Consider the following 24252-nt stretch of genomic DNA (forward strand, 5'->3'; position numbering starts at 1 on the left):
TGCTATAACCCTAATCTGAGACGGCAATAAATCTGCAGCCTGCGCAGACCATCAATATGACCTTTCCTATTTTTCAACATAGCCAGGATCTTTCGAGGTGGATGCTCCAGAAATCGAAATCGCATGGCTTCTAGAGCTGATACACGTGGCTGGCTTAGTTGTGGTGTATAGCCATACTGTTCAAGGGTAGTCCCAGCCACTGCTTCAAAAATATGGAGCTGTCGCGCTGTCATTTCAAGCCGCCATTTGCCAATGTTACTAACTAGCGGTGGTTTAGACAGATTTTTCTGATTATTACGATCCGTGGGATAAGCTGTATCTGTTTTATAAAAGGAAAGCATTTCAGGAGAAAACTCTTCATTCAGAAAAGTGCAGATCTTACGCACAACACTTTCGGGTTTTTGCAAGAGTTCTTCGTATTTCACATCCAAAAAAGAGCCATTATCCAGTTCTGCTTTAAGGACGGAAGCAACTTCAAGATGTTGCTTCCATTTTTGGGCCAGTGGATACATATGCTTGGGACCAAAGCGTGCTTTTTCCCAGGACAGAGCCACGTCCCGACCATCCCGCACAATATGTAAAACTTGCATCTTGGGGAACGCACTCAAAATTTCACGCCAATAAAAAAGATGTGCAGGCGTCTTTTCTCCCCAACGCTGTTTACCCTGGGCCTGGGTCCACGTTCGTAGAATGCCGTCCACAATTCCATGAAAGTTATACTGGGATATGGTTGCTAGTACCTCTTGACGGTTAAGACGAGGTGACCAATCTCGCATAACCTCAGTTGCAAGAATGTCATCCACCAAGCGCTCACGATTTTTCAGCTGACCCAGATCTCCGTAATATTTGAGCCAGGGGTAAAAGGTATTATAGAGATGAGATTCAAAAGGGATGGCGATTCTGGGATGACTCCCAATCAGTCGACTCAGTAGGGACGTTCCTGAGCGAGGACAGCCAAAAATAAAAACAGGAGATTCAACAGTAGTGTGGCTCGGGGCTCCAGATGGGGACAGATTATTGATAATGCTTTGCTTGTTAGTCATTCGGCTAGATCTTTATAAAGCAGTAGCAACAATGAAAACGAAAAACACTATCACTCGGAGCGCTGACGCACAGCTTTAGCAGGTACACCAGTAGCCACGGTATAGTCGGGCAGGTTTTTAGTGACAACAGCACCCGCACCGACAATACAGCCCTTACCAATTTGAACGCCATCTAGCACAATGGCTCCTGCGCCTAACCACACATCATCACCGATCTTGACAGCACCTTTGGTATATACACCTTGTTGCATCATGGGCAAATCCAGCCGATCGGTGATGTAGCGTCCTCCACCGATGTAGCAATTACCCGCAATTAAAACAGATGCACCAATGGAGATGCCACCGCTAGAAGAAATAATGGTGTTGCAGCCAATATCTGTATTGTTACCAATGGTGACGGCAGCGGTTTTACTTTGAATCACGCAGTTGCGAGACACAATGACATTATCTCCTAAGGTGATACCTGCTTCCACACCACTAGCATCTAGTAACCCATAGTCGTCAATGGCAACACCGTTCCCCAGGGTAATTCGACCAGGGCAGCGTAGGGCGATCCCTTTCCCAAAAATTGCTCCACTGCCAATGTCTTTAAATAGCATCGGGTAGAGTTTTTTCCTGAGCAAATACCCTAAGGTGCCGGGCAGATCGCTGAGGAAGAATGTGAATACCTCATAGGTAAGAAAAGGTAAGAGCTTTGTGCTACCTAGAACCTTAGCCTGATATTTTGCCAATGCAGAACCATTCCCTTGATTTAATTGTTCACTCAAGGGTGTCTTGTCAATCCGTTTTTGACTTTGGTTTTGACGTTGGGAAGATATCATGGCTGACTTTTGGATAAATAGTTCACTATCAAGTTCAATGTCAAAGCTGCGGTTAGATTACGCTCTTTGTTTTGGATGCCTATGGGTTAGCCAACCGTTATCCAGGTACCATTGCGCCAGTTCGATTAACCCATCTTTATCTTGATGACTGGGGGCAAAATTCAACAGTGTTTGCATTTTGCTGGTATTAAAAGACCGATCTTTAGTGTAGAAAGCTAAACGCCGCCGATAGATTGGCGGCTCTATCCCTAACGGACGAAAGATGAGTTCACACAGATCGGCCAGGGCAAATAATGGGCTGGCTGGTAAGCTGAGAAATCTTGCAGAGACTCGATAGTAGTTGCCAATTAAGCCGACCATCTCTCGAAAGGTAATAGCTTGTTGACTGCCACAAATAAACACTTCACCAATAGCCTGGGGGTGAGTTGCAGCGTGAATAAAGAAATTAGTTAAATCATCCACATGGACAAAGTGCAACAGATTACTACCGTTGCCAATGGCAGGCACCCAGCCCTGCATCACCATCTTGTAAATCTTTAGTAGTCGCTTTTCTCCAGGTCCATAGATGCCCGCTGGACGCACCACAGTCACGGGCAAGCCTGATTGTTGACCAAAGTCCCTAATCCAGATTTCACCTTCTAGCTTGGTTTCTTGATAAATATCTCCTGGTTTTAGGGGACAGTTCTCGTCACCAGGAGGCTCATCCACATGACCATGGACGCCAATGGTGGACACATGAACAAAGCGACGGAAGTCTGGCTGTTCTAAGGCTGCTTTTGCCAGGAGCTGAGTGCTCAAAACATGGACATTGTGATAGCCAATGTCTGGTGACTTTGCTTCCCGAAAAGGGGTCACCATGTGAAAGGTATAGTTCACATTTTGGGTGGCGGCAGCAATTAAGTCTGGGTCAAAAACATCGCCTTGAAACCATGTGACTGGCAAGCCTTCAAAGGGCTGAAGGTTGGAAGTTTTACGGGCAATGGCAACAACCTCTACCCCCTGTTGTATCAGCTTTTTTACCAAATTTGAACCGGTAAAACCAGTGGCCCCTGTAACCAGGGCTCGACTCCCAGATGGCAGTTGGTACTGAGTGCTTTCCATATATGTTTGAATATGCGAGTTTAATCAGTCAAAAGATTACCTGAACCCTCTAACGCTTCTGGAATTTAGCAATCACAGGTGAACCCAATAATCGCGTTAACCCTAGCAGTCGGGGTGCTTTCTCTAATAGCGAAGAGACTTTTGGCTTCCCTAACGTACGATGAAGCACCATCGGCCAAAAGAATTGAGCATAGCGTTGACTTGGGTGCCAGCCGATAGACTCGCAGTGGTCAATAATTTCTTGTTCTTGATAACAAACAAAGGGACGGGTATTGCCTTCTAACCCTTTTTTGAATTTGAAGAGGGCGGGTGCGATCGCATTTACACTACGCACCGTCGGATAGTCCACAATAACAGCGTTACCAGCTACTCTGGTAAGCTCCCTGAGAAACTGCTGCCACTGGGTCACATGGGCCAAAAAGCGATAGCTAATCACCACATCAAAGGCATTATCTGAGTAAGGCATATCCAGCACATTACCTACCTGAAAGGCGCACTGCCCCTGGTCAAGATAGGTCTGAATTCGGGCCTTGCAGATCTCGGCACTCCCCAGCACAGTCACGTCATATCCTTGCTCTATCAGGACTTTGGTCAACTGACCGTGGCCACCGCCCACATCTAGCACCTTCGCCCCTGGGTAAGCGGCCAACATTTTTAAGGTGGCCGCTTCTTGTACCTGTAATAGCCACTCACCAATGGCCCCAGCAAACCGAGAAGCATAGTCCTCAGAGGATGTTTCGATATCGGCAGTTTCAGGAAAACCGTCAGGAGCTAGCGTGTTTTGAATTGCCATGGGTGGGGGTGGAGATGGCTGGACTCTCCCCCTAAGGGGTACTCCCCTTAGGCCCCCCACCCTGAGAGCAATTTGATTGCGCATAAAGTGCCAGGGTGTCTCTAGGCTACCGTAGGGTTGCCAGCTCACGGCTGGATTGAGCAAACTCGATTTTATGTAATGCCCCGGTTTGTGGCCATCAAATTCTCCCAATCGCATGAGACCATATCTACCTGGGCGAGAAACTTCTAAACTCAAGGGCAACGGATCCGTACCCAGCAAAACGGAGCGTCCTTGCTGCTCTACTTGCGAGAAATAAGGAGGCCTTAGCCAAAATTGAGGTCGCCCACTGTTATCTCCCAGAAATAGGGGGGATAGGGATTTCTGTTGGAGCAGATGGGTAATTAAATTTCCTCGTTTACCAACCCATTTGCCCACTCCCCAGGGCAGTACAGCAATGCCTCCAGCCGCTTGAATGGCTTCAATAGTGGCTTGGGTCGATAACCCATCGGGGAAGGTGCGATCGCAAATTAACGCCGCTACTTCTAACTTTTCAGCCGTAACAATTTGTCGACCCGCCACCAGATAAAGGGTTCTACCTTGAGTATCAGTAGCTCGCAAAGACAAGGTTTCTGCGGTCGCATGAAAGGTCCAGCGATGGGAAGATTCACCCACATGTGTCACTAGGGACTGAAACCAGTTGTGAGATTTACTCTCCGTCAGCAAGAGCACACCAGTAAACCCAGCTTGATGCCCAGTCTGACTGTAAAAATTTTGCCAGGCTGAGTCTAGGAATGTATCGATATTAAAGCAGTCATAAATATGAACATGGGTGTCAATCAGAATAGGCTGACTGCTGGTTGAGGGGAAAGTTTGAGGGTTGGCTCTATTGACTTCAGCGTTGGTTAGAGAGGTCATAGGATTAATCAGTGCTCAGAAGGATTTGGCTGTTCTAGCTCAATCGCATCATGTAATAGTTACTGTTCAAGGCGGGATGTCTTATGTTTTTGCTGCTGCCTAAATGATTTCCACTGAGATAATCCCCACAATAAAAGAACCGTATAGGTAAGCTCAAACGTCAGAAAGAAGAGGTGGATGGAATTGAATAGACCATGGGAATGGTGCACCGCTGGAAACAAAGGGACGGCGGACTGAAACATCTGATCACTAACAGGCCACAGTAACGGGATACCTGAGCCTCCTTGGGTAAAAAAATCTAGAACCAGGTGAGAACAGTAGATAACCAGGGTGAGGGCAAAGATTCTGAGGTACTTAATAGCAGTCCTATTGCTGGCTAATTTGCTCACCATCAAGCTAAATATAAGCGCAAAGATCAGACTGTGGGTAAAGCCGCGATGGGTATTGATCCCAGCCACAATTTTGGGCAGAAAATCAAAATCTGCTGCGATCGCAACAAAGACCGCATATAACGCCAGAGGTAAAACGCTATGAACTTTAGGAAACTCCAGCCCTCTGGCGATGGCATAACCAGAGACGGAATGGGCAATAGGAGATGGCATAGGTTAGTTAAATAAAAGATAAATAAAGCAACAGATCAGGTTTTGAACACAGCTACACGGTGACAACATCTCGACTAGACGTTTTATCTCCAGACATTAGACCTTCGATTTCTGCTTGGGTTTGAGCATAGCTCCAACCTAGCTCTTGAGCCATCGTTTCTCCACAAAGGCGAATCATTGAACCATCTGGGACACCAGCCGATCCCAGATCAGTGCGGCGGAAAATCACATCCTTTAATGTTTGAGCCATTTCTGTCTGTACGGCATGACGAACTTGAGCGACAATCGCTTGGGTTGAGTCTGCGCTTTGACCTCTAAAGATATCCGAGTAAACACAACCATAGTTGTAGACAAGATGCCGCACTTCAGAGGGATTTAGCTGACTGTGGTCTTGTTCAAGAATCTGTTGAATAAAGTCTTCAATATTTTCAATGGATCCACCTACCAGTGTTGTACTGGCTGAACGTGAGGGTGGGGGTGTCTGCTCCCAGGTACGGAATAAATAATCCACAACCTTTTGGGCCACGTCTCGTGAGGTGGTGTATTTAACACCGGTCACCGATAACAGGCCTCCATAGCCCTCAGCGGCATGGTCCCGAATACAGTAGCGTTTTGCCAGCCGAGGTTCACCACTGCTAGAAAGGCCTATTTGTGGCAGTAACCCACCATGGACAAAGGCCACATCCTCTCTAGTCAGTTGAGCAGGTCGGTAGGCTTGGTTAATCTGTCGCAGCAGGCTTTGGATTTCCGCTTCGTCCACATGCCAACTATCGGGTGACTTGTCACATACACTGTATAGTGTGCCGATCATGGATGTGCCACGCCAAGGTGCTACAAATAGCATCCGAGATTTTTGCTGTGTCTTTTGGGTACCCATGCCTTCAGGTAAACTTTGCAAGGCAATGGCGTAGGGTGTCTTCAACAGCGGTCGACGCAGCACCACATTCCAAGCCTTAGCAAATGCCTGGGGAGATGGAGGCTTAGGCAATCGTGCTAAGACCTGGTTCAGCCAAGGTCCGCTGGTATTGATAACGGCTTTGGCTCGAACATCAAATGATTCATGGGTGAACGCATCTTGGGCAACAATGCCTTGGATCCGATCCCCGGTCTGTAAAAAATCCGTTGCTTTGACATAGTTCGCAACAGTGGCTCCTTGCTGAACGGCTGATTGGATAAAAGCTAATGTCAAGCGTTCAGAATTATAAACTTGGGCATCGTGGAAGGTGGCTGCGCCCGTTAATCCCTGTGTTGTAATCTCGGGTACTTGTTGCTGACACCATTGCCGAGAAAAAACCCGACCCGGAGGGATATGCTTTTGGGGATCGCTCAAGTGTTGGTTGCGATCGCAACTAATTAAATCATTGAGTTTCAAGGCAACAACCATGGCCTCTTTCCCCTTTAGACCATGCCCATAGGTAGGCACTAAAATCGGCAAGGGATGAACCAAATGGGGGGCAATACGCATCAACGTCTGCCGTTCTCGAATAGATTGCCGCATGCGTCTAAAATCGGCAGTTTGCAAATAGCGCAACCCACCATGAATGATCTTTAGACTGTTGGCCGATGTGGCTGCTCCAAAATCAGACTTGTCAATTAAAGCAACTGACAAACCCCGTAATGTGGCCTCCCAAGCAACACAGGCACCCTGAATTCCACCCCCGAGAACCAAAAGGTCAAACGATTGATTGGATAATGCCTGTAAGTTTCTCTGCATAATTGTGCCCGTGCTGCTGTGAGCCTCAAATCAACCTAGTTGAGTTACTGACCAGAGACTCTCTTAACCAGAGGACCCTCTTAGTAGCTATTGGAAAGATTAGAGGGTTGAATTTCACCTAATAATTGAGTCTGTAGCCAGTCATATAGCCCAGTCAATTTATCGGAAAATGCCTCATAGGTATGTTGCTTTGCAATCAGGGCTTGAGCTTTAATTCCCAGCTGCTCCCTCAACTCTTGATCTTGCATCAAGTGCAACATTCCTTGGGAAAAGTCCTGGGCTTCAGGCGCTGCAAGTCTAGCCACCTGATGGTTAAGCACCTGAGTATGGGTGGGTAAATTAGTCGCCAATAAAGCCTTACCGCTATCCAGGTAGGAATATAACTTCATAGGCGTATTATTACCCTGGGTACGGGGAGAAACCAGAATATCAGCCTGAGATAAGTAGTACGCCAAATCTTCTACGGGGCGCTTACCAATAAAGTGTACGCAAGCGTCAATCCCTAACTTTCGAGCATATTGCTGATAGTGCTCAATATGCTCAGACACGCCACCAATAACGACCAGATGGACTTCATCCATCTGAGCTACAGCTAGCTTAAAGCTATCTAAAAGTAAATTGATCCCCTGATATCGTTCCAGGTTGCCCACATACATTAACAGGGGGCCTGTGATTTTATAGGTCTTTCTTAACTGAGTTAACTGCATTGGTAAATCCCCTTTTTTGATAGAAGCAAACACAAGCAAACACAAGCAAACACAAGCAAATCAGCTCTAGCGAGACTGATGTAGCAGTGAGATATCAGGAATTACAACAACTTTCTTGTTCGGGCTGTAGCGCTGCACCTCAGTAGCCAATGCCCGACAAACAGGAATAACAGCCTCTGCATTTTTCACAGCCGTCCCCTCAAATGCACGCAGCAAGGTCTGGAAAAACCGTAACCTGGGGTACTTATCAATTAGCTGACCTACAAGGGAGGAATCCATATCGTAAACGTACGGAATACCAAAGACTTTCTTTATAAATAACGCAATAAAAACAGCTTCTTCACCCGCATGGACAAGGTCATAGCGCCCAGTCCTAGCCAATTTAACTGCCTTGATGAATACAAAAACGTCGCAGAGCAACTTTTTTCCAGAAAATCCAGGACGAATATTTCGAGTGAACCTGAATGATGGGGTGCGATGGATTCTCACATTTGTGTAGTACACATCCTTGCCTTCGGCAAATGTAATAACATCAATGTTTTCACCACGACTTGAGAGAACTCTCAGCACAAGGTCAACTGCGATAGGGGTACCCCTTGCCTGGTAAAAGGGATGTGGAGCAAGCATCAAGATGTTCATCGAAACTCTTCTATGCTCGAATGTTGTTAAAAACGGACAATCACACCGAAAACACAAAACCAAAATAAGCCCTACGAGTTATGACCTCACTAGGGACTAATTTTTAACGTTTCTATTATGCTGTTACGTAAAAATGGATACAGATAGTCGAGAGGACCAAGTCCGCTGGATATTGAATCCATTACTTAACAACATTTCCAACAAGAAGCTAGAACCCAATTGGAAACAGTTGGTACTGCCTACAGCTCCTAAAGTCTAGGATGGTACTCCTACTTTACGGACCTTCGTAAATTTTCGGATATGTAACCACGAATATATCCATATATACGTAGTTTTTTCAATAGCTGGCTAGGCTTCATTTATGTAATATCTATATTTTGAAGACCTGATTAAAGATTGTGTGAGCTTGGTTCAATTAAGCGAATAAGCTTGCATACTCCTAACTTGGTTTGCCCTACAGCTTGCTCGCTATGATTGATCCTATGATGGTTAGGCCAACATAGCCACCTGGAGCTCCATGGGTTCTCCCCGCATACACCCAGATACCATCGATGATGTGCGCCAGCGAGTGGACATCGTTGATGTGGTGTCCGAACATGTGGTGCTCAAAAAGCAAGGCAAAGACTTTACGGGCCTCTGTCCGTTTCATGATGATAAGTCCCCTAGTTTCAGTGTCAGTCCTTCGAAACAGTTTTATTACTGTTTTAGCTGTGGCGCTGGGGGAAATGCTTTCAAGTTTTTGATGGAATTGGGGCAGCAATCGTTTGCGGAAGTCGTCTTGGACCTGGCGCGACGGTATCAGGTCCCTGTCAAAACCTTAGAACCTGCCAAACAACAAGAGTATCAACGCAAAGTCACCCTGCGTGAACAGCTGTTTGAAATTCTGACAGTGACCGCTAAATTTTACGAACACGCCCTATATCAGAGTGCTGGGCAGGAGGCATTGGCCTATTTGCGATCGCAACGCCAATTTAGTGATGACATTCTCAAGCACTTCACCTTTGGCTATGCCCCCGATGGCTGGCAACCCCTCTATGGTTATCTGGTGGAACAAAAAAACTATTCAGTCAAACTGGTGGAACAGGCCGGTCTGATTTTACCTAATAAAAAAGGTACGGGTTACTATGACCGTTTTCGCAATCGGGTCATGGTTCCCATCCATGATCCCAACGGACGCATTATTGGTTTTGGGGGGCGCTGTCTTGGGGATGAAAAACCCAAGTACTTAAACTCACCGGAGACCGAGCTGTTTGATAAGAGTAAAACTCTGTACGGGTTGGATAAGGCAAAAGGTGCGATCGCAAAGCAAGACCGCGCCATTGTTGTCGAAGGCTATTTCGATGTGGTTGCCCTCCACGCGGCAGGGATCACGAATACTGTGGCCTCTTTGGGGACTGCCCTTAATGCCGGACAGGTGAGACAGTTACTGCGCTACACCGAATCAAAGCAAATCATTTTTAATTTTGATGCTGATGCTGCCGGGGTTAAGGCAGCACAGCGAGCGATTGGTGAAGTTACTGAAATGGCTCACCGAGGTGATGTGCAGCTACGCATTCTCAACATTCCTGACGGCAAGGACCCCGATGACTACCTGAAAACCCATGTCGCTGATGAATACAATGCCTTAGTTGATGCCGCTCCGCTGTGGCTCGACTGGCAAATCCAACAAACCCTACAAAATGTAGACCTGAAACAGGCCGACCAGTTTCAAAAAGCATCCCAGGATATCGTCAAACTGCTGGCCGACATTGCCAATGCCGATACTCGCACCCACTATATTCGCCACTGCGCCGAAATCTTTAGCCAGGGCGATGCGCGACTAGTGCCCCTGCTGGCCGAAAACTTTTTAGCCCAGGTACGCCGTCAGCGACGCTCCCCAGACGACGCACCTCAAAAGTTTAAAGTCGCCATTAAAAAGAGTGCGCTGGAAGAAGCAGAAGGGTGGCTTTTACGGGTCTACATTCACATGCCGAAAAATCGCCAAGCGGTTAAACAGGCTCTGGAAGAACGGGATTTGCAACTGAGTTTTTCCCATCATCGTGCCCTCTGGCGCATGATGATGCAGTGGCAGACCGCCGATGAGGCGCAACCTGACACATCTCCCATGCGCCTACTGGAGCAGCTCCGCAATTTAGCCTCAGAATCCACCGGCCCCCTTTCCCAGGTTCATCACCTGCTTTATCTCGATGAAAAGACGCAGCGTGATATTCTCCGTGCCCCCCTAATTATTCGAGCATCCGTAGCCTGCATGGAGAAGACCCTGTGCGAAAAGCGATATCGTTACTTTCTAAAACTGTGGGAAGAAACTGACTTAGAAACTCAGCCTGATGAATGCGCCTACTATCAAAAGCAAAGCTATGCCGAGAAAAATCGGATCGCTGAACTAGAGCAAGAGCGGCAGGTCGCTTTTGAAGATTTGGCTAGCTTACCCTGGGTTGGTGAATTTTATGGTCAGTTGGATGGATAAGCGGTGATCGAGCTGCAACGGTAGCCATAATTATTACGCACGGCTCCCTTTGAATAGACGCCCCCAACCGCTCCCAGGGCCTTCAACCTCAAAACGAGCACCTAAATTTTTATAGCTGTAGTGGCGATAGGACCCATCGGTCGAACCAGGATAGCCACCGTTCACCAAGTCCATCTCTCCATAGGGGTCGTGGATAAACATGCCACTGTCGTCGTAGCCCACTGCCAAAATCATGTGACCACCACCACGGGGGCTACTGACAGGCCCCTTGTGCAACACACCTAAAACGACCGGACGACCTGCATCAAGTTCTTTTTTGACATCATTCATGGAAAGCGTAGTGTGCCATGCCGACTCCACCCCCAGGCTTGACAGTGCTCTAGTCTGAGCGCCATGGTCCGTAGTGTCTCCGTAGGTTTCTACTTTAGGTAAGTAGAAATTGAGGTCTGCATTTTGGTCTTCGCCACATTCTTCCCAGAGGGCCGTTTTCATGTAGAGTGCGCCCATCCAACAGCTGGCGGTATTACACGTCCGATGCGCTTGGGCCGCGTTGTCACGCTGGGAAAAGTACATGACCGGCAGCTTTTTACCTTTCTTGGCAGGCTTAGGGGCGGGTTTTGCGGGTGCAGGCTTTGCGGGTGCTTTGGCGGGGGCAGGCTGGGTACTCTTAGTTGCTGACGCTTTAGCTGCTACTGGAGCCGTTGCATTAACCTTCACTAGCCCCTGTTGCTGCAAGCGCTTTAAAATTCCGGCTGCCCCCATTTCAGGGGTCTTCTTTGCCAGGACATTGGTGCTGCCCCACACCCAAGTGGACTGGTTACCTGAACCATCTTGAAAGCCATTCCAAAGGTCAAATCCCCAGAGATAGGCAGCTACAGTGCGGGTAGTTGCTTGGTGATATTTTTTGTCAATGAGAACTTCTGCCACTTTCTTTTCAAAGAGGGCAGGCTCGCGGAAATTCCATTCTTTGTAATGCAAAATGCCAGCAAACCACCAGGGCACAGTGGTTGATTTTTCCACAGCATCATAGTGCGATCGCAAAGCCACCAATCGATTAGTCACCCCCTGCGCTAACCCTAAAGACTCTGACCGTACTGTGCATCGGTCAAACGCTTGTTGATACTCTGCATAAAGGTCCGCTTTTAGTTTTTGACTCATGATGCGCTGTCTAGCCAGGGGATTTTGTGCCATATTACCCAGTTCTCTGGCGATTTTCATCGGTAGTTAGCAGTACTTGATTTTATGCTGACAGCCCAGGGCAATCTAGCTCGAAGGCTTAAACAAGAACGGCTATGCCTGATCAAGATCTGGGAGTGTATGGCGAGCAACTAGTGGAGACCTGGCTGATGCAGCAAGGCTGGGAAATTCTTTATCGACGATGGCACTGTCGCTGGGGAGAACTAGACCTTGTGGCCCAGGGCTACAACACCCAAGGTGGCCAGCTGAGTAGCGAAATGCTGGCATTTGTAGAAGTGAAAACGCGCAGTCGGGGCAACTGGGATCTGGATGGGCTATTATCCATTACCCGCGCTAAGCAGCGAAAACTTTGGACCACGGCTCGCCTCTTTCTCACCCGCCATCCGCATCTGGCTCAGTTGCCGTGCCGTTTAGATGTGGCATTGGTTAGCTGCCATGGGAAGGCATCACAAACAGCCAGGGCTCAGCTAAAACTGCCGGACGGTGCGCGATACCTGGTGCTACAAGATTATTTGGTCAATGCCATTGAAGGATGGGCTTAACCCCCACCCTCCATGAATAATTAATTACGCCAGGGTTTCAGGGCAATAGCCTAAACCTTGAACAAACTGCTTGCGAAATTCTTCAATTTCGTAGCGGTCAGGTTTGCCATGGGAAACAACAGCGACCTGGTAACGACGCATGACATCTACGGATGTTTGGCCAGTTTCCAAACCCCATAACGCCATCCGCACGCGATAACCAGGTTTGGAACGACCGCCCAATTCATCTAAAAAAGCTTGAAAGTTCGATGCCGTATCCGGAGAGACACTTTCATGTAGCCTAACCCGAATAATCCAGCCATCGATACGATGAATAACACTTAAGAACTCTAACGGGAGCTGAGTGAGGCGATGTAGCCTTTCAACAACTCGCAGAACAAGACTGGCATTGGATAAATAGTAAACGTAATCCATAGGTATAAAGCGGTGCTACAGTCTAGATCGTTTGAATCACTTAGGCAGCCGGTCCCTAGAAATCCATCTAATAGTCTGGCATTAAATCCCTCGGCTTAGTAAGGCCGAAAACACGCCTTTATCAAAAATCAACGGTATTTCATCTGCTGTTCTTTATAAACTATGTCTCCATCTAATAGCCGTCAACCATCCCATAGTCAAGAATTGATCGATCAACAGCAGGCAAACAGCGATTATTCCTTGATGGCTTATCAATATGAACTACCGCCAAGTTTGATTGCACAGGAACCGGTTATACCCCGAGATCACTCTCGCTTAATGGTGATCTCATCAAACACCGATCACCAGCATGCCTATTTTAAAGACTTGCCTAAGTTTTTGTGTGCTGGAGACCTCCTCGTGATTAATAATACGCGAGTCATTCCGGCAAGAATGTATGGATACAAACCAAGTGGGGCGAAGGTTGAAGTTTTATTACTAGAACCCCGTATCCCACCCCATCAATGGTTGGCACTGGTCAAACCAGGACGACGCTTAAAACCAGGGAGTTCAATCTATTTTGGCCCAGATTTAGAGAACCCTCTGCTAACGGCCAGGGTAGAGGATTGCGATCTCGACACCAACGGTCGATTACTCACGTTTGAAACCACAACGGATACCCCCATCGACAAACTTATGGACGCTTTCGGGGAAGTTCCGTTACCGCCTTACATCACCGACTCCCATGCGGAGCCGGACCAATATCAAACAATCTATGCCCAAAACCCCGGTGCCGTGGCAGCTCCTACAGCTGGTTTGCACTTTACCCCAGAGGTATTTCAAGCGCTGGAAGAAAAAGGTGTGCAGCGAGCTGAAGTTACGCTGCATGTAGGGTTGGGCACCTTTCGCCCGGTAGAATCAGAAGCGATTACTGACCATAAGATGCATGCAGAATGGGTTCATTTACCCCAAAGCACAGTCGATCTGATTAAAGAAACTAAAGCACGAGGTAACCATGTTTTTGCTGTCGGCACTACGACCACTCGCACCTTAGAAGGCGTGGTTAACCAGGAAGGCAGTCTCAAGGCGTACCAAGGTGCGGTTAATTTATTTATCTACCCTGGCTATCAGTGGCAAGTGGTGGATGGATTGATCACTAATTTTCATTTGCCTGGCTCCAGCTTATTGATGTTAGTGAGCGCACTAGTGGGCCGTCAGCGACTGATGGATCTTTATCAAGATGCGATTAAACAGGCCTATCGCTTCTATTCCTTTGGTGATGCCATGGTGATTTTGCCGGATGTTTATCGTTTAACTTAGGGAACTCAAAAATAGCCTGTTCGTCATTCTCCATGTCCCCCATGGAGAACGTGCCGTCGTACGAGCTTCTTTTGAAGTTATGTTTCGAGGCCGTTCTCCCTTTCTTACCATGGCTTGCAGAACATTTCAGGACGGTACTGCATGCATCCCTAAAAGATCAGGTTTCTTTCCAGCAATACAGGTTTACTATGGTGGGTGATATTGGCTTGCAAGCCAGCACTGATGCGATCGCACCGCTATGACTCCAACGGCTCACTCCGATTCAGGTACTGAGAATCCAGTAATTGGCACAGTCAAGGGCCCTGGCGAAGATGGCAACCAATATGTCTTTATTACTGCCGATAACAAGCGGGTCAAAATCGGTGAATTTGTCTTTTATGCCATCGAAGCACCCGATAGTAATGGCTCCTGGGAAATTTTAGGGAAGATTTCTGACCGTCGACTCATCGATCATCTACCGGATCGGATTTTTGCTGACACACAAATTAGCCCAGATACCATTGCCTCACTGATTGGGTTTGCGTATCCCAACCCAGAAATTTATGAGGTCACGGTGGATGTCATTGGCTACTTCCATCCGGCCCTTGGGTTTATTAACCCTCGCATAACCCCAGATCCAGGGGCCAAAGTCCATATTGCAGCAGATAGCCGCCTACAACAGGTCGTCAATAAAAAGCAGCCAGGCGAGGTGGGATCGGCCCAAATTGGTTCTCTACTACTGCGTCCTGGCGGCAGTGTCCCCGTCGCCCTGGACGTGAAAGAAATTGTCAGTACCCACATGGCTATCCTGGCGGGGACGGGCTCAGGCAAAAGCTACACAGCCGGTGTCCTCATCGAAGAATTTTTGCAGCCCTATAACCGAGCAGCGGTGCTCATCTTCGATCCCCATGGAGAATACAGTACCCTAGCAGAAATGCGAGGTCATTCAGCCTTTCATGACAGCGATGGCTATGCCCCTAAAGTCCAAATTCTCACACCTGAAGATATTCAGATTCGGATGTCGTCCCTGGACTATTACGATATTCTGACCCTACTGCCCGAGATGAGTGACCGTCAACAGTCCATACTCAACAAGGCGTTTACCATTTTGGGTAAACATAAACGGGGAGACTACCGGTGGAATGTAAATGATCTCATTGCAGCAGTTTACGAGGCTGACACCACAGCTGATGATGAGGGCAATGACAAGGTGGGATCGTCTGCGCCTGCGTTGGAGTGGAAGCTGGATCGTCTAGCTCGATCTCCTTACTTTCATCAGATGAACCACATGGCCCCCCGCGATTTATTTGAGCCGGGGCAGGTGACCGTCTTGCAGATGAACGAAATCAGCCAGGAAGAACAGCAGGTTATCTGTGCAGCGGTGCTACGTCAGAGCTACCATGCGCGCATCAACACGGCCCGCGATAAAATCGAAGAAGGTGATGAAAACTATTTACCTTTTCCTGTATTCGTCTTGATCGAAGAAGCCCATCGCTTTGCCCCAGCCAAGGAACCATCTCGCTGCAAAGCAGTGCTCCGTACAATCCTCAGCGAAGGTCGTAAGTTTGGCTTGGGTGTGGGATTAATCACCCAACGGCCCGGCAAGCTTGATTCTGATGTGCTCTCCCAGTGCATGAGCCAGTTTCTTATGCGCATTGTGAATCCAGTGGATCAAGAAAGTCTGAAGTATGGTGTAGAAGCTGCTGGGCGCGATTTACTTAAGGAGTTACCAGCCCTCACTAAGGGGCAGGTGATTATTTCTGGAGCCTGTGTTAACACTCCTGTCCTTTGTCAGGTACGTAAACGCCTTACTCAACATGGTGGTGAGACTCTCAACGCTCCCCAAGAATGGCAGGGATATTTTCAAAAGCATCGACTACGCACGCAACAAATTAAGTCTGCACCTATGGCAGCTAAGCCTAAGGCAACTACCTTTAAAGGGGTGAGTATTGAGTAAGAGTGGGTTCATAAACAAATACTCAGCAGCCTGAGGAGTCTTTGACGTCCACTGTCGTCGATTATCGGTTAACCGACGCAGCCTTAAGCGAATCATGACCCCATAGACCGCTCCTTCATGGTTTTCAGGTAACATCTCATAGTCTCGGTACAGACGTCTGGCCTTATCTAACCAAGATAATGTTCGCTCAATTACCCACCGATAATGCGCAAGAATAAAACTCTCTCCTAGTTTTGTTGTAAGTTCTAAAATACAGTGATAAACCTGTTCTATAATCTCTCCTAAGACTCCCAGAATTAATATCCATAGACTCTTGCAAGGGTGAGTATTGAGTGAGCTTGGCCATAGGCCTTTCTGGGTTCTTCAGCTCCAAAATTCGTCTAAATCGACTTCGGCTATTTCCTGCTGTACTTCCTGAAAGTAGCTGCTGGCAGTTAGGGTGGCGACTTCCTCTTGCCGCTGCTGCTGATCGATTTCAATTTTTAGCTCGGCCAGCTGGCGTTTTAGCTCGTCTTCGCGCCGCTTGCGTTCCGTAATGTCTTGGACAATGCCCTCATAGTAGAGCACTTGACCTTGGGAGGTGCGAACGGCTCGGGCGTGGATTTGGGCCCAAATAATACTGCCGTTTTTGCAGTAGCACTGATATTGAAACCCGGTAATGCTGTCTTGCTGGTCGATTTTTGCTTGAAAGTCTGCCCGTTTTTCTGGATCAACATACAGCTGCGTACCAATGTTGGTAATGCTATCGATCATCTCTTGGGGAGAGTCATAGCCATAGATGTTGGCTAGGGCTGGGTTGACATTGATAAAACGGCCTTCAGGGCTAGATTGAAAGATCCCCTCCAGGGCGTTTTCAAAGATGCTGCGGTAGTTTTCCTCGGCAATGCGGATATTCTCAAAGGACTGCTTCAGCTGCCGAGTCATTTTGTTAAATGAGTTGGCCAGGGTATCAATTTCGGCAATAAAACTGGACTTCACCTGCGGGTCTAGATGGCCTTGGGCCAAGCGATCGGAGGCTTGAGATAGCCGTAGAAGCGAACGGGTGATTCGACGGGCCGTCAGCACGCTTAAGGCAATAGCAACCAGCAGCGCTAGCCCACATAGCAGGATGGTATTGCGGGTGTTGGCATTAATCTGGCCCATAAAATCGGCTTCGGGCACAACGACCACAATCAGCCAATCGAGACCAAACCCATCTTGGAACGGCAGCACTTCTAAAAATTGGCGTTTACCGTTGAGCTGTAGCTGTAGCTGCTGAACTTCGGTCACGTTAGTAAACCCATTGAATCGCTGGGCGAGGTAACGGGCCGTATCTCGGACTAACTGATCGCTGCTATTGATAGCTAGCAGGGGGGTGGCAGTATCCCCATCGTTGACCATCAGGGGTTCATCGGTTGAGTTGGAAATCAGCTGCCCCTGGCGATCGATCACAAAGGCTTGCCCGGTTTGCCCGATTTGTAGGCTTTGTAAAAAGGTTCTAAATTCCTCTGGGAGCACCACATCCGTTGCACATACTCCCAGCACATCTTTGCCGGAGCGATCATACACGGGGAGGCTGGCAGTAATATTGGGTAGCCCAGTGGTAAAGGCAATGTAGATATCTGTCCACTGGGGCCGCTCGGCCAAGGCTGCCGCTTTATACCAGGGACGTTGGCGAGAATCATAGGGTGTATCTGCCTGCCATAGAAAGTTAGTGCGTTCTCCCCGGACATCTAAGCTGTAATATCGGCGCAGTTTTTGGGTGGCGGGATTACTATAAGTTAGCTGCAGTGCACCATTTTCAGGCGATCGCAACACTCCAAAAAATTCGCCACTGCGGGCGCTACCGCAGTAGGCCAGGGCAATGGTGGGGGCAATCCGCATCTGTTGATAGAGCTGGGTTTCACCAAAGCCTGCTCCGTCTACATCCAGTATGCCTCTGGCAAAGGCGCTGGCATTGAGTCGATTGATCTCGTGGGGGGTTTCAAAATAGCTCTGTAGTTCTTGTTCAATCCGGGCTGTGACCTCATGGCGTAGTTGGATAGCCAGCCCATTCACGGCCTTTTGACCATTGCGAAAGGACAGATAGCCCACTAGACCGACGGCTCCGACAATTTGGCCAACAAACAGCACAATCAAGACCACTCGTAGGGGCAGATTGTTGGGCGACTGCAGGCGAGCTGGTAGTTTCATGGGGTATCTACCAGCTATCCACATCGTTGCCATCAATCCAGGCTTGCAGCTCTCGCTCAGGCTTGGCGGCGTTAAATAGATGTAAGCCAAAATCTGTAGCTAAGGCTTCACAAACTTTGATGCCCCGGACGCTGTTGCCTTTGGCATCTAGCGGTGGGGAAAAAGTGCCTATGCCCAGCTGCTTGGGCACTACGGCTAAAATACCGCCGCCGACACCGCTTTTGGCCGGCATCCCCACTCGATAGGCCCATTCGCCAGAGGCATCGTACATGCCGCAGGTGAGCATCACGCTAATTACGTCTTGTACATAGTGCTCATCAATGGCGCGTTCTTGGGTGACAGGGTTGATGCCGCCGTTGGCCAAGGTGGCGGACATCATGGCTAAATCACGGGCGTTGACCATGATCGAGCACTGCTGAAAGTACAGGTCCAGGGTTTCGTCAATTTTGTCGCCCACCATGCCAAAGTTCAGCATCAGGTAGGACATGGCACGGTTACGGTAGCCAGTGGCCTTTTCGGATAAAAAGACAGGCACATTAATGTCGTGCTCTCGACCGGTGTAGCGCTGAAACATGGCCAGCATGCGCTTGAGTCGTTCGGTGCTGCTGCTGCCTTTGATCAGGTCTGTGGTTGCGATCGCACCTGCATTCACCATCGGGTTATAAGGACGATTCGTCGCCTCATCCAGCACAATGGCATTAAAGGCTTCCCCCGTCGGCTCTACACTCACCTTGCTATTCACATACTCACGACCATGATCTTCGAGGGCTAAACCAAACACAAAGGCCTTAGAAATCGACTGAATCGTAAATAGCTGATCGCACTCCCCCACTTCAAACACCTGACCATTTTGGGTGACCACACAAATCCCAAACCACTCCGGCTTGGCCAGCGCCAGTTCAGGAATATAGTCAGCTACAGCACCGTCGTTAATGGCTTGAAACTTTTCGTGTAGCTCGGTCAAATAATTGCGAAACGGGGAGGTGACCGCCGTGATTGAACTGGCGAGGGACTGCAAATCTCCGATGTCTGACATCCTGGCTAATCCCCTACGATTTGCTGGGCGACTTTACGAAATTCTTGACTGACTGGATGCTCCGGGTAGTTCACACAAAATACCCCTTCACTCGCCAGCTGTACGATGTCCTCAGATAGAGGAAACAGACCTGCTACGGTTTCACCGTAGGTTTCCTCCACTTTTTGCTTGAGGGCGTCCATATTTAAGCTGCTATAAACCTTATTGATCGCCAAGAGCATTTTACGAACCTTGAGCTGTCGGGCCACATCGACAGTCACTGCTGTGCCCTGATAGTCCTGTTTATCGGGACGCAAGATCAAGATCAGCACGTGGGAAATGGCAATGGATAAAAAGGTTTCTTTAGATAGCCCTGGGTGGGTATCGATGAATAGATAGTCAAGTTTTAGCGTCTTGACTAAGCTACGAAAGCCATCGTTCATCAGCCTGACATCGTAGCCATCCTTGAGAATGCGGGCAATATCATCGGCCCTGACACTAGAAGGAACCAAGTAAAGCTTGCCATCGCCAGCCACACCCAACTTTTCACCCACATCATAGGCGGCATCTTCAATAGAAGTTTCCCCCCAAAGATAATTATTTAGGGTTTTGTGGGTGTGCTCAGGCTCTAGACCAAATAGGTTATGAATACCAGGGGAAGGCACATCAGTATCCACAATACCGACGCGATTACCCTGGAGGGCGATAGTGGTCGCTAAATTAGCAGTAAAGTTGGATTTACCAGTACCGCCTCGATAAGAATGTACCGAAACAACTTTGGGCATACCTGGGAAATTATGTTGGAAGCTTCTCAAGAAAATACCAGATATAAATCTGCTATCAAAGAAAATGCCAAATTCCTTAGTAAAGCACCTCCTGACCCTGTGTTAGATCTTCATGACATCAGGCAGAGCTACCCCTGTTAGCAGAGCCTGGACCAGGGGTAGCTCCGTCTGCTTCAAGATGGCAGGAATATTCCCAAGGCGCGCAGAGGAGTGCAATCCTCTCCCCAAGGACGATTCCTGAGCGTCAACCCAGCCCTGGCCAAAATTTATGGCTATGACTCTCCCCAGGAAATGATTGAACAAATCACTAATATCGGTAAACAGCTATACGTTGATCTAGAGCGGCGAGCCGAATTTAGAGAACTGCTAGACCAACAAGGCTTTGTCAAAGACTTTGAATATCGCTGCTATCGCAAAGATGGCGATATTATCTGGACTCAAATCGATACTCGTTCTGTAAAAGATAACAACGGTAATGTGCTGTATTACGAAGGCATTGTGCAAGACATTACCGAGCGCAAGCGGCGCGAAGATGAACTCAAACGGCAATTAGAAGAGTTGCAAATCGAGATTGATCACAAAAAACGGGAAGAAGAAGTTAAAAGCCTGACTTCAAGCACCTACTTTCAGAAAGTACAGGAGGAGATATCAGATGTCAACCTAGATGAATTCTGGAGCTAGAGGTAGGATTTAAGGGAAAAACACTTCAGTAGTCAACTTAAGAGCCGAAAGAGCCGGTATAAGACAGCACGGGCTGCCAAACGTCCTGACTGTGCCGCACCATTCATATAGCCCTGGTATTCATCACTGGTATGTTCTCCAGCAAAGATTAAGTTCCCCACAGCAAACTCTTGCTCCTCTTCCCCTTCAATATAAACATAGTCTTGCATAAACCCGGTGTACTGTCCCGGTTGCCAGCAGGCATAACTTCCCAGGGCATAACTATGGGTTGGCCAGTGTAGGCGAGTTGCTTTGCCATTCCAGGCTGTTGCTAAACCAGGAATTAGATCATTGAGCATTTGTGTATAGATTCGAGCATTTTCGCGAACGCTATAACGCTTGCTCTCAAATCCAACATTTCCCCCTAAGTAAAAGGTGAGAGATCCTGTTTCTGTTTCTTGAAGTTGCGTGGTTTCAAAAAAGGTTTGGTAAGGAAGATTGGTATGCCCCACCCCACTTAATTTTTGTTCTCGCCAAATAGATTTGCTGTACCCCGTAGCGACTTTGACATTATTGGCATAACCTACTTGATGAATGAATTGACGTAGGGATCGAGGTAGGTCCAACTGTAGCGGAATGCGGCGAAGAACGCTAAAGGGAATGGCAAGAATAACAATATCCGCCTCGACATCCCTGTAGTTAAATGTGAGTCGGAATCGTTCACCCTGGCTGCGAATAGAAGTCAAGGTCATTCCTGTTTCAATTTGGCCTTGCACCTGTTGGGCAATCGCGTCAGTGATGGCCTGAGTCCCATTTTGGACAAGGTATCGTTCGTCGGACTCCCCTGTTGGTTCAACGCTCCCGTCTTCACCGACGCTGGGAATCAACCAAACTAGATTGAGAGCGGTAATCTCGTCAGTTTCAAGTCCCATTTCTGCAACCATGACAGTCTCGATAAGCTCTCGCACCCATCCTGAAATGCCAAGGCGATCGCAATAGTCAGAAACCGAGAGGGCATCCAGTTCAACGCTAACCGTATCCCAATCTTCATCCAGCCGCTTGGCATCAACGGCAATTCGTTCGGCAATGGGGATCAGTGCTTCTCCCAGTTCGGCCTCAGAAATCGTGCGCCCGTCGAAATAATACAGATTCTTCAATGCCAGCTCATCGGGAGTAAAGCGATCGATCAGGGGAATATTCAGTTCTTCAGCCAGGGCGATCATATCCTCATGATCGCTATTGATATACTCGGCTCCGAGGTTCACCCAGGCATTTTCTCCAATGGCATCGTGTACTGTATACATCCTGCCACCGACACGGTTTGAGGCTTCGTAAATTGTGGCGCGATGGCCTGCTTTTTTTAATTGGTAAGCGGCATTAAGTCCGGCAAGGCCTGCCCCCACAATCACAATTTTCGGAGGATTAACGACCTGGGCAAGCACGACATTTCGAAACCCTTGACTCCCAGTGGCCAGCATTGTCCCACCTCCAAAGGCAGCAGCTGTTTTCAAGAATTTGCGTCGTCCCAGTCTGCCTTTCTTTTGATTTTTTTGGAGTTCATACAGTTCATCAATAGGCATTCGGTAAAGCTTCGCAAGAGTTGCAGACCTCAGAGCGCGAGAAAACAAGCTAAATAGAGGAGTCCGTGCCATATCCTGTAGATTTCTCCAGTAGATTTGGTTGAAAGAAAAGCTAGATGTGAGAAAGGTAAACTGATTTCAGCCAAGTCAAGAGATAGTTGAGTTAGTATTTAATTACATAAGAAAATGCGGACCAATAAAATGATCCGCATTGGCAAACATCAAAGAGTCTTTTCAAACTTTTTAAGTTGCCTTTTAATTTGCTGTATTCTCAGTTGTGAATACATTACATATATAGCAAAAGACAAAAGTAAGTAAAGTCGGAAAAGACGGCTGAAGAGCGACTTTACGCATTCTTTTTATTTCATATGAAATGATACTTTTAAAGTTTGAATCTTCATGGTGAGCGAATCAAAAAACAGACTAAAAACAAGGAAATGTTGATGTTTGCTAATTCTGTATCTCTAAACACTAAGTTGTTGTTGAAAGTATGAGCGATAGATATTGCAGCTAGGGATGGCCTGATATCCGTTGATGGTAATAAGACCAAGGCTTTCTAAACGATACATAGCAACAGCATCTAGTTCCACACCTGTTGTGGAAGAGACCACTTGTTTGAAAGAAATAGCTAACTCTGGCTCTTTTTTTAGGAGCGCTAGATAATTCCGCAGATGAGTCCCATAAATACCGGATGGCATGGATACTGTTTTGAGTAATGTATCGATCGATAGGGACTCCGTAGCCAGATAATATAGAAAGATATTTACCAGATAAGGATGTCCGCCGACCAAATCTACAAGGATTTTTCCTAATGTGTCATTGCTTTTTGCTACACCATAGCGGGCTGCTAATTCCGCCACCTGGGCAGCAGTGAATTTAGGTAATTTGATGGCTTGACCAATGTTAAAGGGTGATTGATGGATTTTTAATGGAGCATAGATTTCGGTAGCGTGTGCAATGACAATACGGAGGTTACGCCAAAGAAAGTTCCATCGAGCTTTTTCATGCCAGGAACGCAGCAGCGGAAAAAAATCTTGGGCGATCTTAGGATGTTCAATCAGTCGTTCAGCTGCATCAATAATCAATATCGTAGGCGTTTTCCTATTTTCCAGCAGATATTCCTGGTAATAGAGTTCACTGCTGACCTTGTGCCCCATGGAGGCATCCCAAAAATCAAGGAGTTTTGGCGCTAACTTTAATGATTGGCTGCTGCGTACACAAAACCATTTTAGAAACGTGTCAATATTGCTAAAGACATCTTGATCCACGGTTTGTAAATCGAGATGGACCGTTTGATAATTGTTTTGATGGGCAATTTCAATCAATCGAAACATCAGGGAGGTTTTTCCCATCTTTTGAGGTGCCTTGATCCGCACAAAACCTCCGGGGCGCTGAATTTCTGAGTACGCTAATTCTTCGCCTGGAGAACGCTGGATATAGAACGGAGAATCAGGCGGTAGGGGGCCAGATAGGTACGGTCGTCGTGCTGATAGTGCCTCTGTATGTAAAGGCACAAAAGTCTTGGTTAGATTCGACGATGATGGGAGCGGTTGTAGGTGTGATGATGAGAGCGGTTGTAGGTGTTCTTGTAACACGAAGAGTAAACTCTTCTTAGTGACGCGCTGTCCAAGAGCTTGAGAGATGGCTCGCCACAGCTTGTAGCCTGTGTCTTTGAGGTGAGCATCTCCGTAGCCTGAATGCTTGGCCATTTGATCATAGGTTTGTTTGTTCCAGGTTTGTCCTAGAACGATCCGCTCTGCTGGAGTTAGCTTCCGTTTAAGAAATCGCTCTTCAATGGCCAGAAGAACTTCATCAGAATTCATAGGCGATTACAGGAACTAGAGATTCTACAGGAAATCACCTAAACA

At 47.7% G+C, this 24252-nt stretch carries 19 protein-coding genes and 1 pseudogene; 5 read left to right on the forward strand and 15 right to left on the reverse strand.

The annotated features are described in order from the left end of the window. Window positions 1–2: 2 nt before the first annotated feature. The 8 genes from SPB21_RS26995 to SPB21_RS27030 all read right to left on the reverse strand — a co-directional run bounded on the left by SPB21_RS26995 (window position 3) and on the right by SPB21_RS27030 (window position 8317). Window positions 3–1043 carry a sulfotransferase family protein gene (locus tag SPB21_RS26995; protein WP_499868152.1) on the reverse strand — a complete coding sequence of 347 codons (1041 nt, stop codon included), beginning with the start codon at window positions 1041–1043 and terminating at the stop codon, window positions 3–5. 50 nt (window positions 1044–1093) lie between these two features. Further along, complete coding sequence (locus SPB21_RS27000; protein ID WP_499868154.1) at window positions 1094–1864, reverse strand: acyltransferase; 771 nt, start codon at window positions 1862–1864, stop codon at window positions 1094–1096. 57 nt (window positions 1865–1921) lie between these two features. After that, on the reverse strand, window positions 1922–2965 hold the full coding sequence (locus tag SPB21_RS27005) for an NAD-dependent epimerase/dehydratase family protein (RefSeq protein ID WP_499868156.1): 1044 nt from the start codon (window positions 2963–2965) through the stop codon (window positions 1922–1924). Between the two features lie 49 nt (window positions 2966–3014). Continuing rightward, window positions 3015–4655: a class I SAM-dependent methyltransferase gene (locus SPB21_RS27010; protein WP_250564910.1), complete on the reverse strand. Its 1641-nt coding sequence runs from the start codon at window positions 4653–4655 to the stop codon at window positions 3015–3017. A gap of 59 nt (window positions 4656–4714) precedes the next feature. Further along, window positions 4715–5257 (reverse strand): metal-dependent hydrolase, encoded by a 543-nt coding sequence (locus tag SPB21_RS27015; protein ID WP_163663727.1) that lies wholly within the window; start codon window positions 5255–5257, stop codon window positions 4715–4717. 52 nt (window positions 5258–5309) lie between these two features. Further along, window positions 5310–6971: a glycerol-3-phosphate dehydrogenase/oxidase gene (locus SPB21_RS27020; RefSeq protein WP_499868158.1), complete on the reverse strand. Its 1662-nt coding sequence runs from the start codon at window positions 6969–6971 to the stop codon at window positions 5310–5312. Window positions 6972–7051: 80 nt separating this feature from the next. Beyond that, window positions 7052–7678, reverse strand: a complete 627-nt coding sequence (locus SPB21_RS27025; RefSeq protein WP_163663723.1) for a glycosyltransferase — start codon at window positions 7676–7678, stop codon at window positions 7052–7054. 66 nt (window positions 7679–7744) lie between these two features. Next, window positions 7745–8317, reverse strand: coding sequence for a glycosyltransferase (locus SPB21_RS27030; RefSeq protein WP_163663721.1), 573 nt, complete (start codon window positions 8315–8317; stop codon window positions 7745–7747). 517 nt (window positions 8318–8834) lie between these two features. Here SPB21_RS27030 and dnaG point away from each other — a divergent pair. Continuing rightward, window positions 8835–10784 (forward strand): DNA primase, encoded by a 1950-nt coding sequence (gene dnaG, locus SPB21_RS27035; protein WP_499868160.1) that lies wholly within the window; start codon window positions 8835–8837, stop codon window positions 10782–10784. 33 nt (window positions 10785–10817) lie between these two features. Here the strand turns inward: dnaG and SPB21_RS27040 are convergent, their stop codons facing one another. Further along, a complete protein-coding gene (locus SPB21_RS27040; protein ID WP_163697904.1) occupies window positions 10818–12002 on the reverse strand; it encodes a C39 family peptidase in 1185 nt (394 codons plus the stop codon). A 74-nt stretch (window positions 12003–12076) separates the two neighbouring features. Between SPB21_RS27040 and SPB21_RS27045 the strand changes: the two genes are divergently transcribed. Then, a complete protein-coding gene (locus SPB21_RS27045) occupies window positions 12077–12523 on the forward strand; it encodes a YraN family protein (protein WP_499868162.1) in 447 nt (148 codons plus the stop codon). A 24-nt stretch (window positions 12524–12547) separates the two neighbouring features. Here SPB21_RS27045 and SPB21_RS27050 read toward each other — a convergent pair whose 3' ends face one another. Further along, window positions 12548–12937 (reverse strand): hypothetical protein, encoded by a 390-nt coding sequence (locus SPB21_RS27050; RefSeq protein ID WP_006517587.1) that lies wholly within the window; start codon window positions 12935–12937, stop codon window positions 12548–12550. A gap of 243 nt (window positions 12938–13180) precedes the next feature. Between SPB21_RS27050 and queA the strand changes: the two genes are divergently transcribed. Next, the gene (gene queA, locus SPB21_RS27055; protein ID WP_499868753.1) at window positions 13181–14236 is read left to right on the forward strand and encodes a tRNA preQ1(34) S-adenosylmethionine ribosyltransferase-isomerase QueA; all 1056 of its coding nucleotides are present in this window, start codon (window positions 13181–13183) and stop codon (window positions 14234–14236) included. Window positions 14237–14474: 238 nt separating this feature from the next. Further along, on the forward strand, window positions 14475–16172 hold the full coding sequence (locus tag SPB21_RS27060) for an ATP-binding protein (RefSeq protein WP_163663713.1): 1698 nt from the start codon (window positions 14475–14477) through the stop codon (window positions 16170–16172). A gap of 363 nt (window positions 16173–16535) precedes the next feature. Here the strand turns inward: SPB21_RS27060 and SPB21_RS27065 are convergent, their stop codons facing one another. The 3 genes from SPB21_RS27065 to SPB21_RS27075 are packed head-to-tail and all read right to left on the reverse strand — an operon-like array spanning window position 16536 to window position 20144. Continuing rightward, window positions 16536–18344: a PAS domain S-box protein gene (locus tag SPB21_RS27065; protein WP_499868164.1), complete on the reverse strand. Its 1809-nt coding sequence runs from the start codon at window positions 18342–18344 to the stop codon at window positions 16536–16538. 7 nt (window positions 18345–18351) lie between these two features. Then, complete coding sequence (gene glsA / locus SPB21_RS27070; protein ID WP_499868166.1) at window positions 18352–19380, reverse strand: glutaminase A; 1029 nt, start codon at window positions 19378–19380, stop codon at window positions 18352–18354. Window positions 19381–19385: 5 nt separating this feature from the next. Next, window positions 19386–20144: a MinD/ParA family ATP-binding protein gene (locus SPB21_RS27075; protein ID WP_163663707.1), complete on the reverse strand. Its 759-nt coding sequence runs from the start codon at window positions 20142–20144 to the stop codon at window positions 19386–19388. A gap of 213 nt (window positions 20145–20357) precedes the next feature. On the opposite strand from SPB21_RS27075, the pseudogene SPB21_RS27080 reads away from it, so the two are divergent. Beyond that, window positions 20358–20825, forward strand: a pseudogene (locus SPB21_RS27080) (PAS domain-containing protein); the annotation flags it as partial. Between the two features lie 32 nt (window positions 20826–20857). On the opposite strand, the gene SPB21_RS27085 reads toward SPB21_RS27080, so the two are convergent. Continuing rightward, window positions 20858–22456: a flavin monoamine oxidase family protein gene (locus SPB21_RS27085; protein ID WP_499868168.1), complete on the reverse strand. Its 1599-nt coding sequence runs from the start codon at window positions 22454–22456 to the stop codon at window positions 20858–20860. 392 nt (window positions 22457–22848) lie between these two features. Beyond that, on the reverse strand, window positions 22849–24207 hold the full coding sequence (locus SPB21_RS27090; protein WP_499868170.1) for an AAA-like domain-containing protein: 1359 nt from the start codon (window positions 24205–24207) through the stop codon (window positions 22849–22851). Between the last annotated feature and the right edge of the window lie 45 nt (window positions 24208–24252).

Origin of the sequence: Leptothoe sp. ISB3NOV94-8A (genome assembly GCF_043421595.1) — a bacterium.
Lineage (GTDB): Bacteria > Cyanobacteriota > Cyanobacteriia > Phormidesmidales > Phormidesmidaceae > Leptothoe > Leptothoe turfae.

Coding starts and splice junctions, on each gene's coding strand:
- SPB21_RS27005 (WP_499868156.1), bottom strand. CDS start 2,965: ATGGAAAGCACTCAGTACCAACTGCCATCTGGGAGTCGAGCCCTGGTT.
- queA (WP_499868753.1), top strand. CDS start 13,181: ATGGCTTATCAATATGAACTACCGCCAAGTTTGATTGCACAGGAACCG.
- dnaG (WP_499868160.1), top strand. CDS start 8,835: ATGGGTTCTCCCCGCATACACCCAGATACCATCGATGATGTGCGCCAG.
- glsA (WP_499868166.1), bottom strand. CDS start 19,380: ATGTCAGACATCGGAGATTTGCAGTCCCTCGCCAGTTCAATCACGGCG.
- SPB21_RS27040 (WP_163697904.1), bottom strand. CDS start 12,002: ATGAAAATCGCCAGAGAACTGGGTAATATGGCACAAAATCCCCTGGCT.
- SPB21_RS27030 (WP_163663721.1), bottom strand. CDS start 8,317: ATGAACATCTTGATGCTTGCTCCACATCCCTTTTACCAGGCAAGGGGT.
- SPB21_RS27015 (WP_163663727.1), bottom strand. CDS start 5,257: ATGCCATCTCCTATTGCCCATTCCGTCTCTGGTTATGCCATCGCCAGA.
- SPB21_RS27025 (WP_163663723.1), bottom strand. CDS start 7,678: ATGCAGTTAACTCAGTTAAGAAAGACCTATAAAATCACAGGCCCCCTG.
- SPB21_RS27050 (WP_006517587.1), bottom strand. CDS start 12,937: ATGGATTACGTTTACTATTTATCCAATGCCAGTCTTGTTCTGCGAGTT.
- SPB21_RS27075 (WP_163663707.1), bottom strand. CDS start 20,144: ATGCCCAAAGTTGTTTCGGTACATTCTTATCGAGGCGGTACTGGTAAA.
- SPB21_RS27000 (WP_499868154.1), bottom strand. CDS start 1,864: ATGATATCTTCCCAACGTCAAAACCAAAGTCAAAAACGGATTGACAAG.
- SPB21_RS27065 (WP_499868164.1), bottom strand. CDS start 18,344: ATGAAACTACCAGCTCGCCTGCAGTCGCCCAACAATCTGCCCCTACGA.
- SPB21_RS27045 (WP_499868162.1), top strand. CDS start 12,077: ATGCCTGATCAAGATCTGGGAGTGTATGGCGAGCAACTAGTGGAGACC.
- SPB21_RS27085 (WP_499868168.1), bottom strand. CDS start 22,456: ATGGCACGGACTCCTCTATTTAGCTTGTTTTCTCGCGCTCTGAGGTCT.
- SPB21_RS26995 (WP_499868152.1), bottom strand. CDS start 1,043: ATGACTAACAAGCAAAGCATTATCAATAATCTGTCCCCATCTGGAGCC.
- SPB21_RS27020 (WP_499868158.1), bottom strand. CDS start 6,971: ATGCAGAGAAACTTACAGGCATTATCCAATCAATCGTTTGACCTTTTG.
- SPB21_RS27090 (WP_499868170.1), bottom strand. CDS start 24,207: ATGAATTCTGATGAAGTTCTTCTGGCCATTGAAGAGCGATTTCTTAAA.
- SPB21_RS27060 (WP_163663713.1), top strand. CDS start 14,475: ATGACTCCAACGGCTCACTCCGATTCAGGTACTGAGAATCCAGTAATT.
- SPB21_RS27010 (WP_250564910.1), bottom strand. CDS start 4,655: ATGACCTCTCTAACCAACGCTGAAGTCAATAGAGCCAACCCTCAAACT.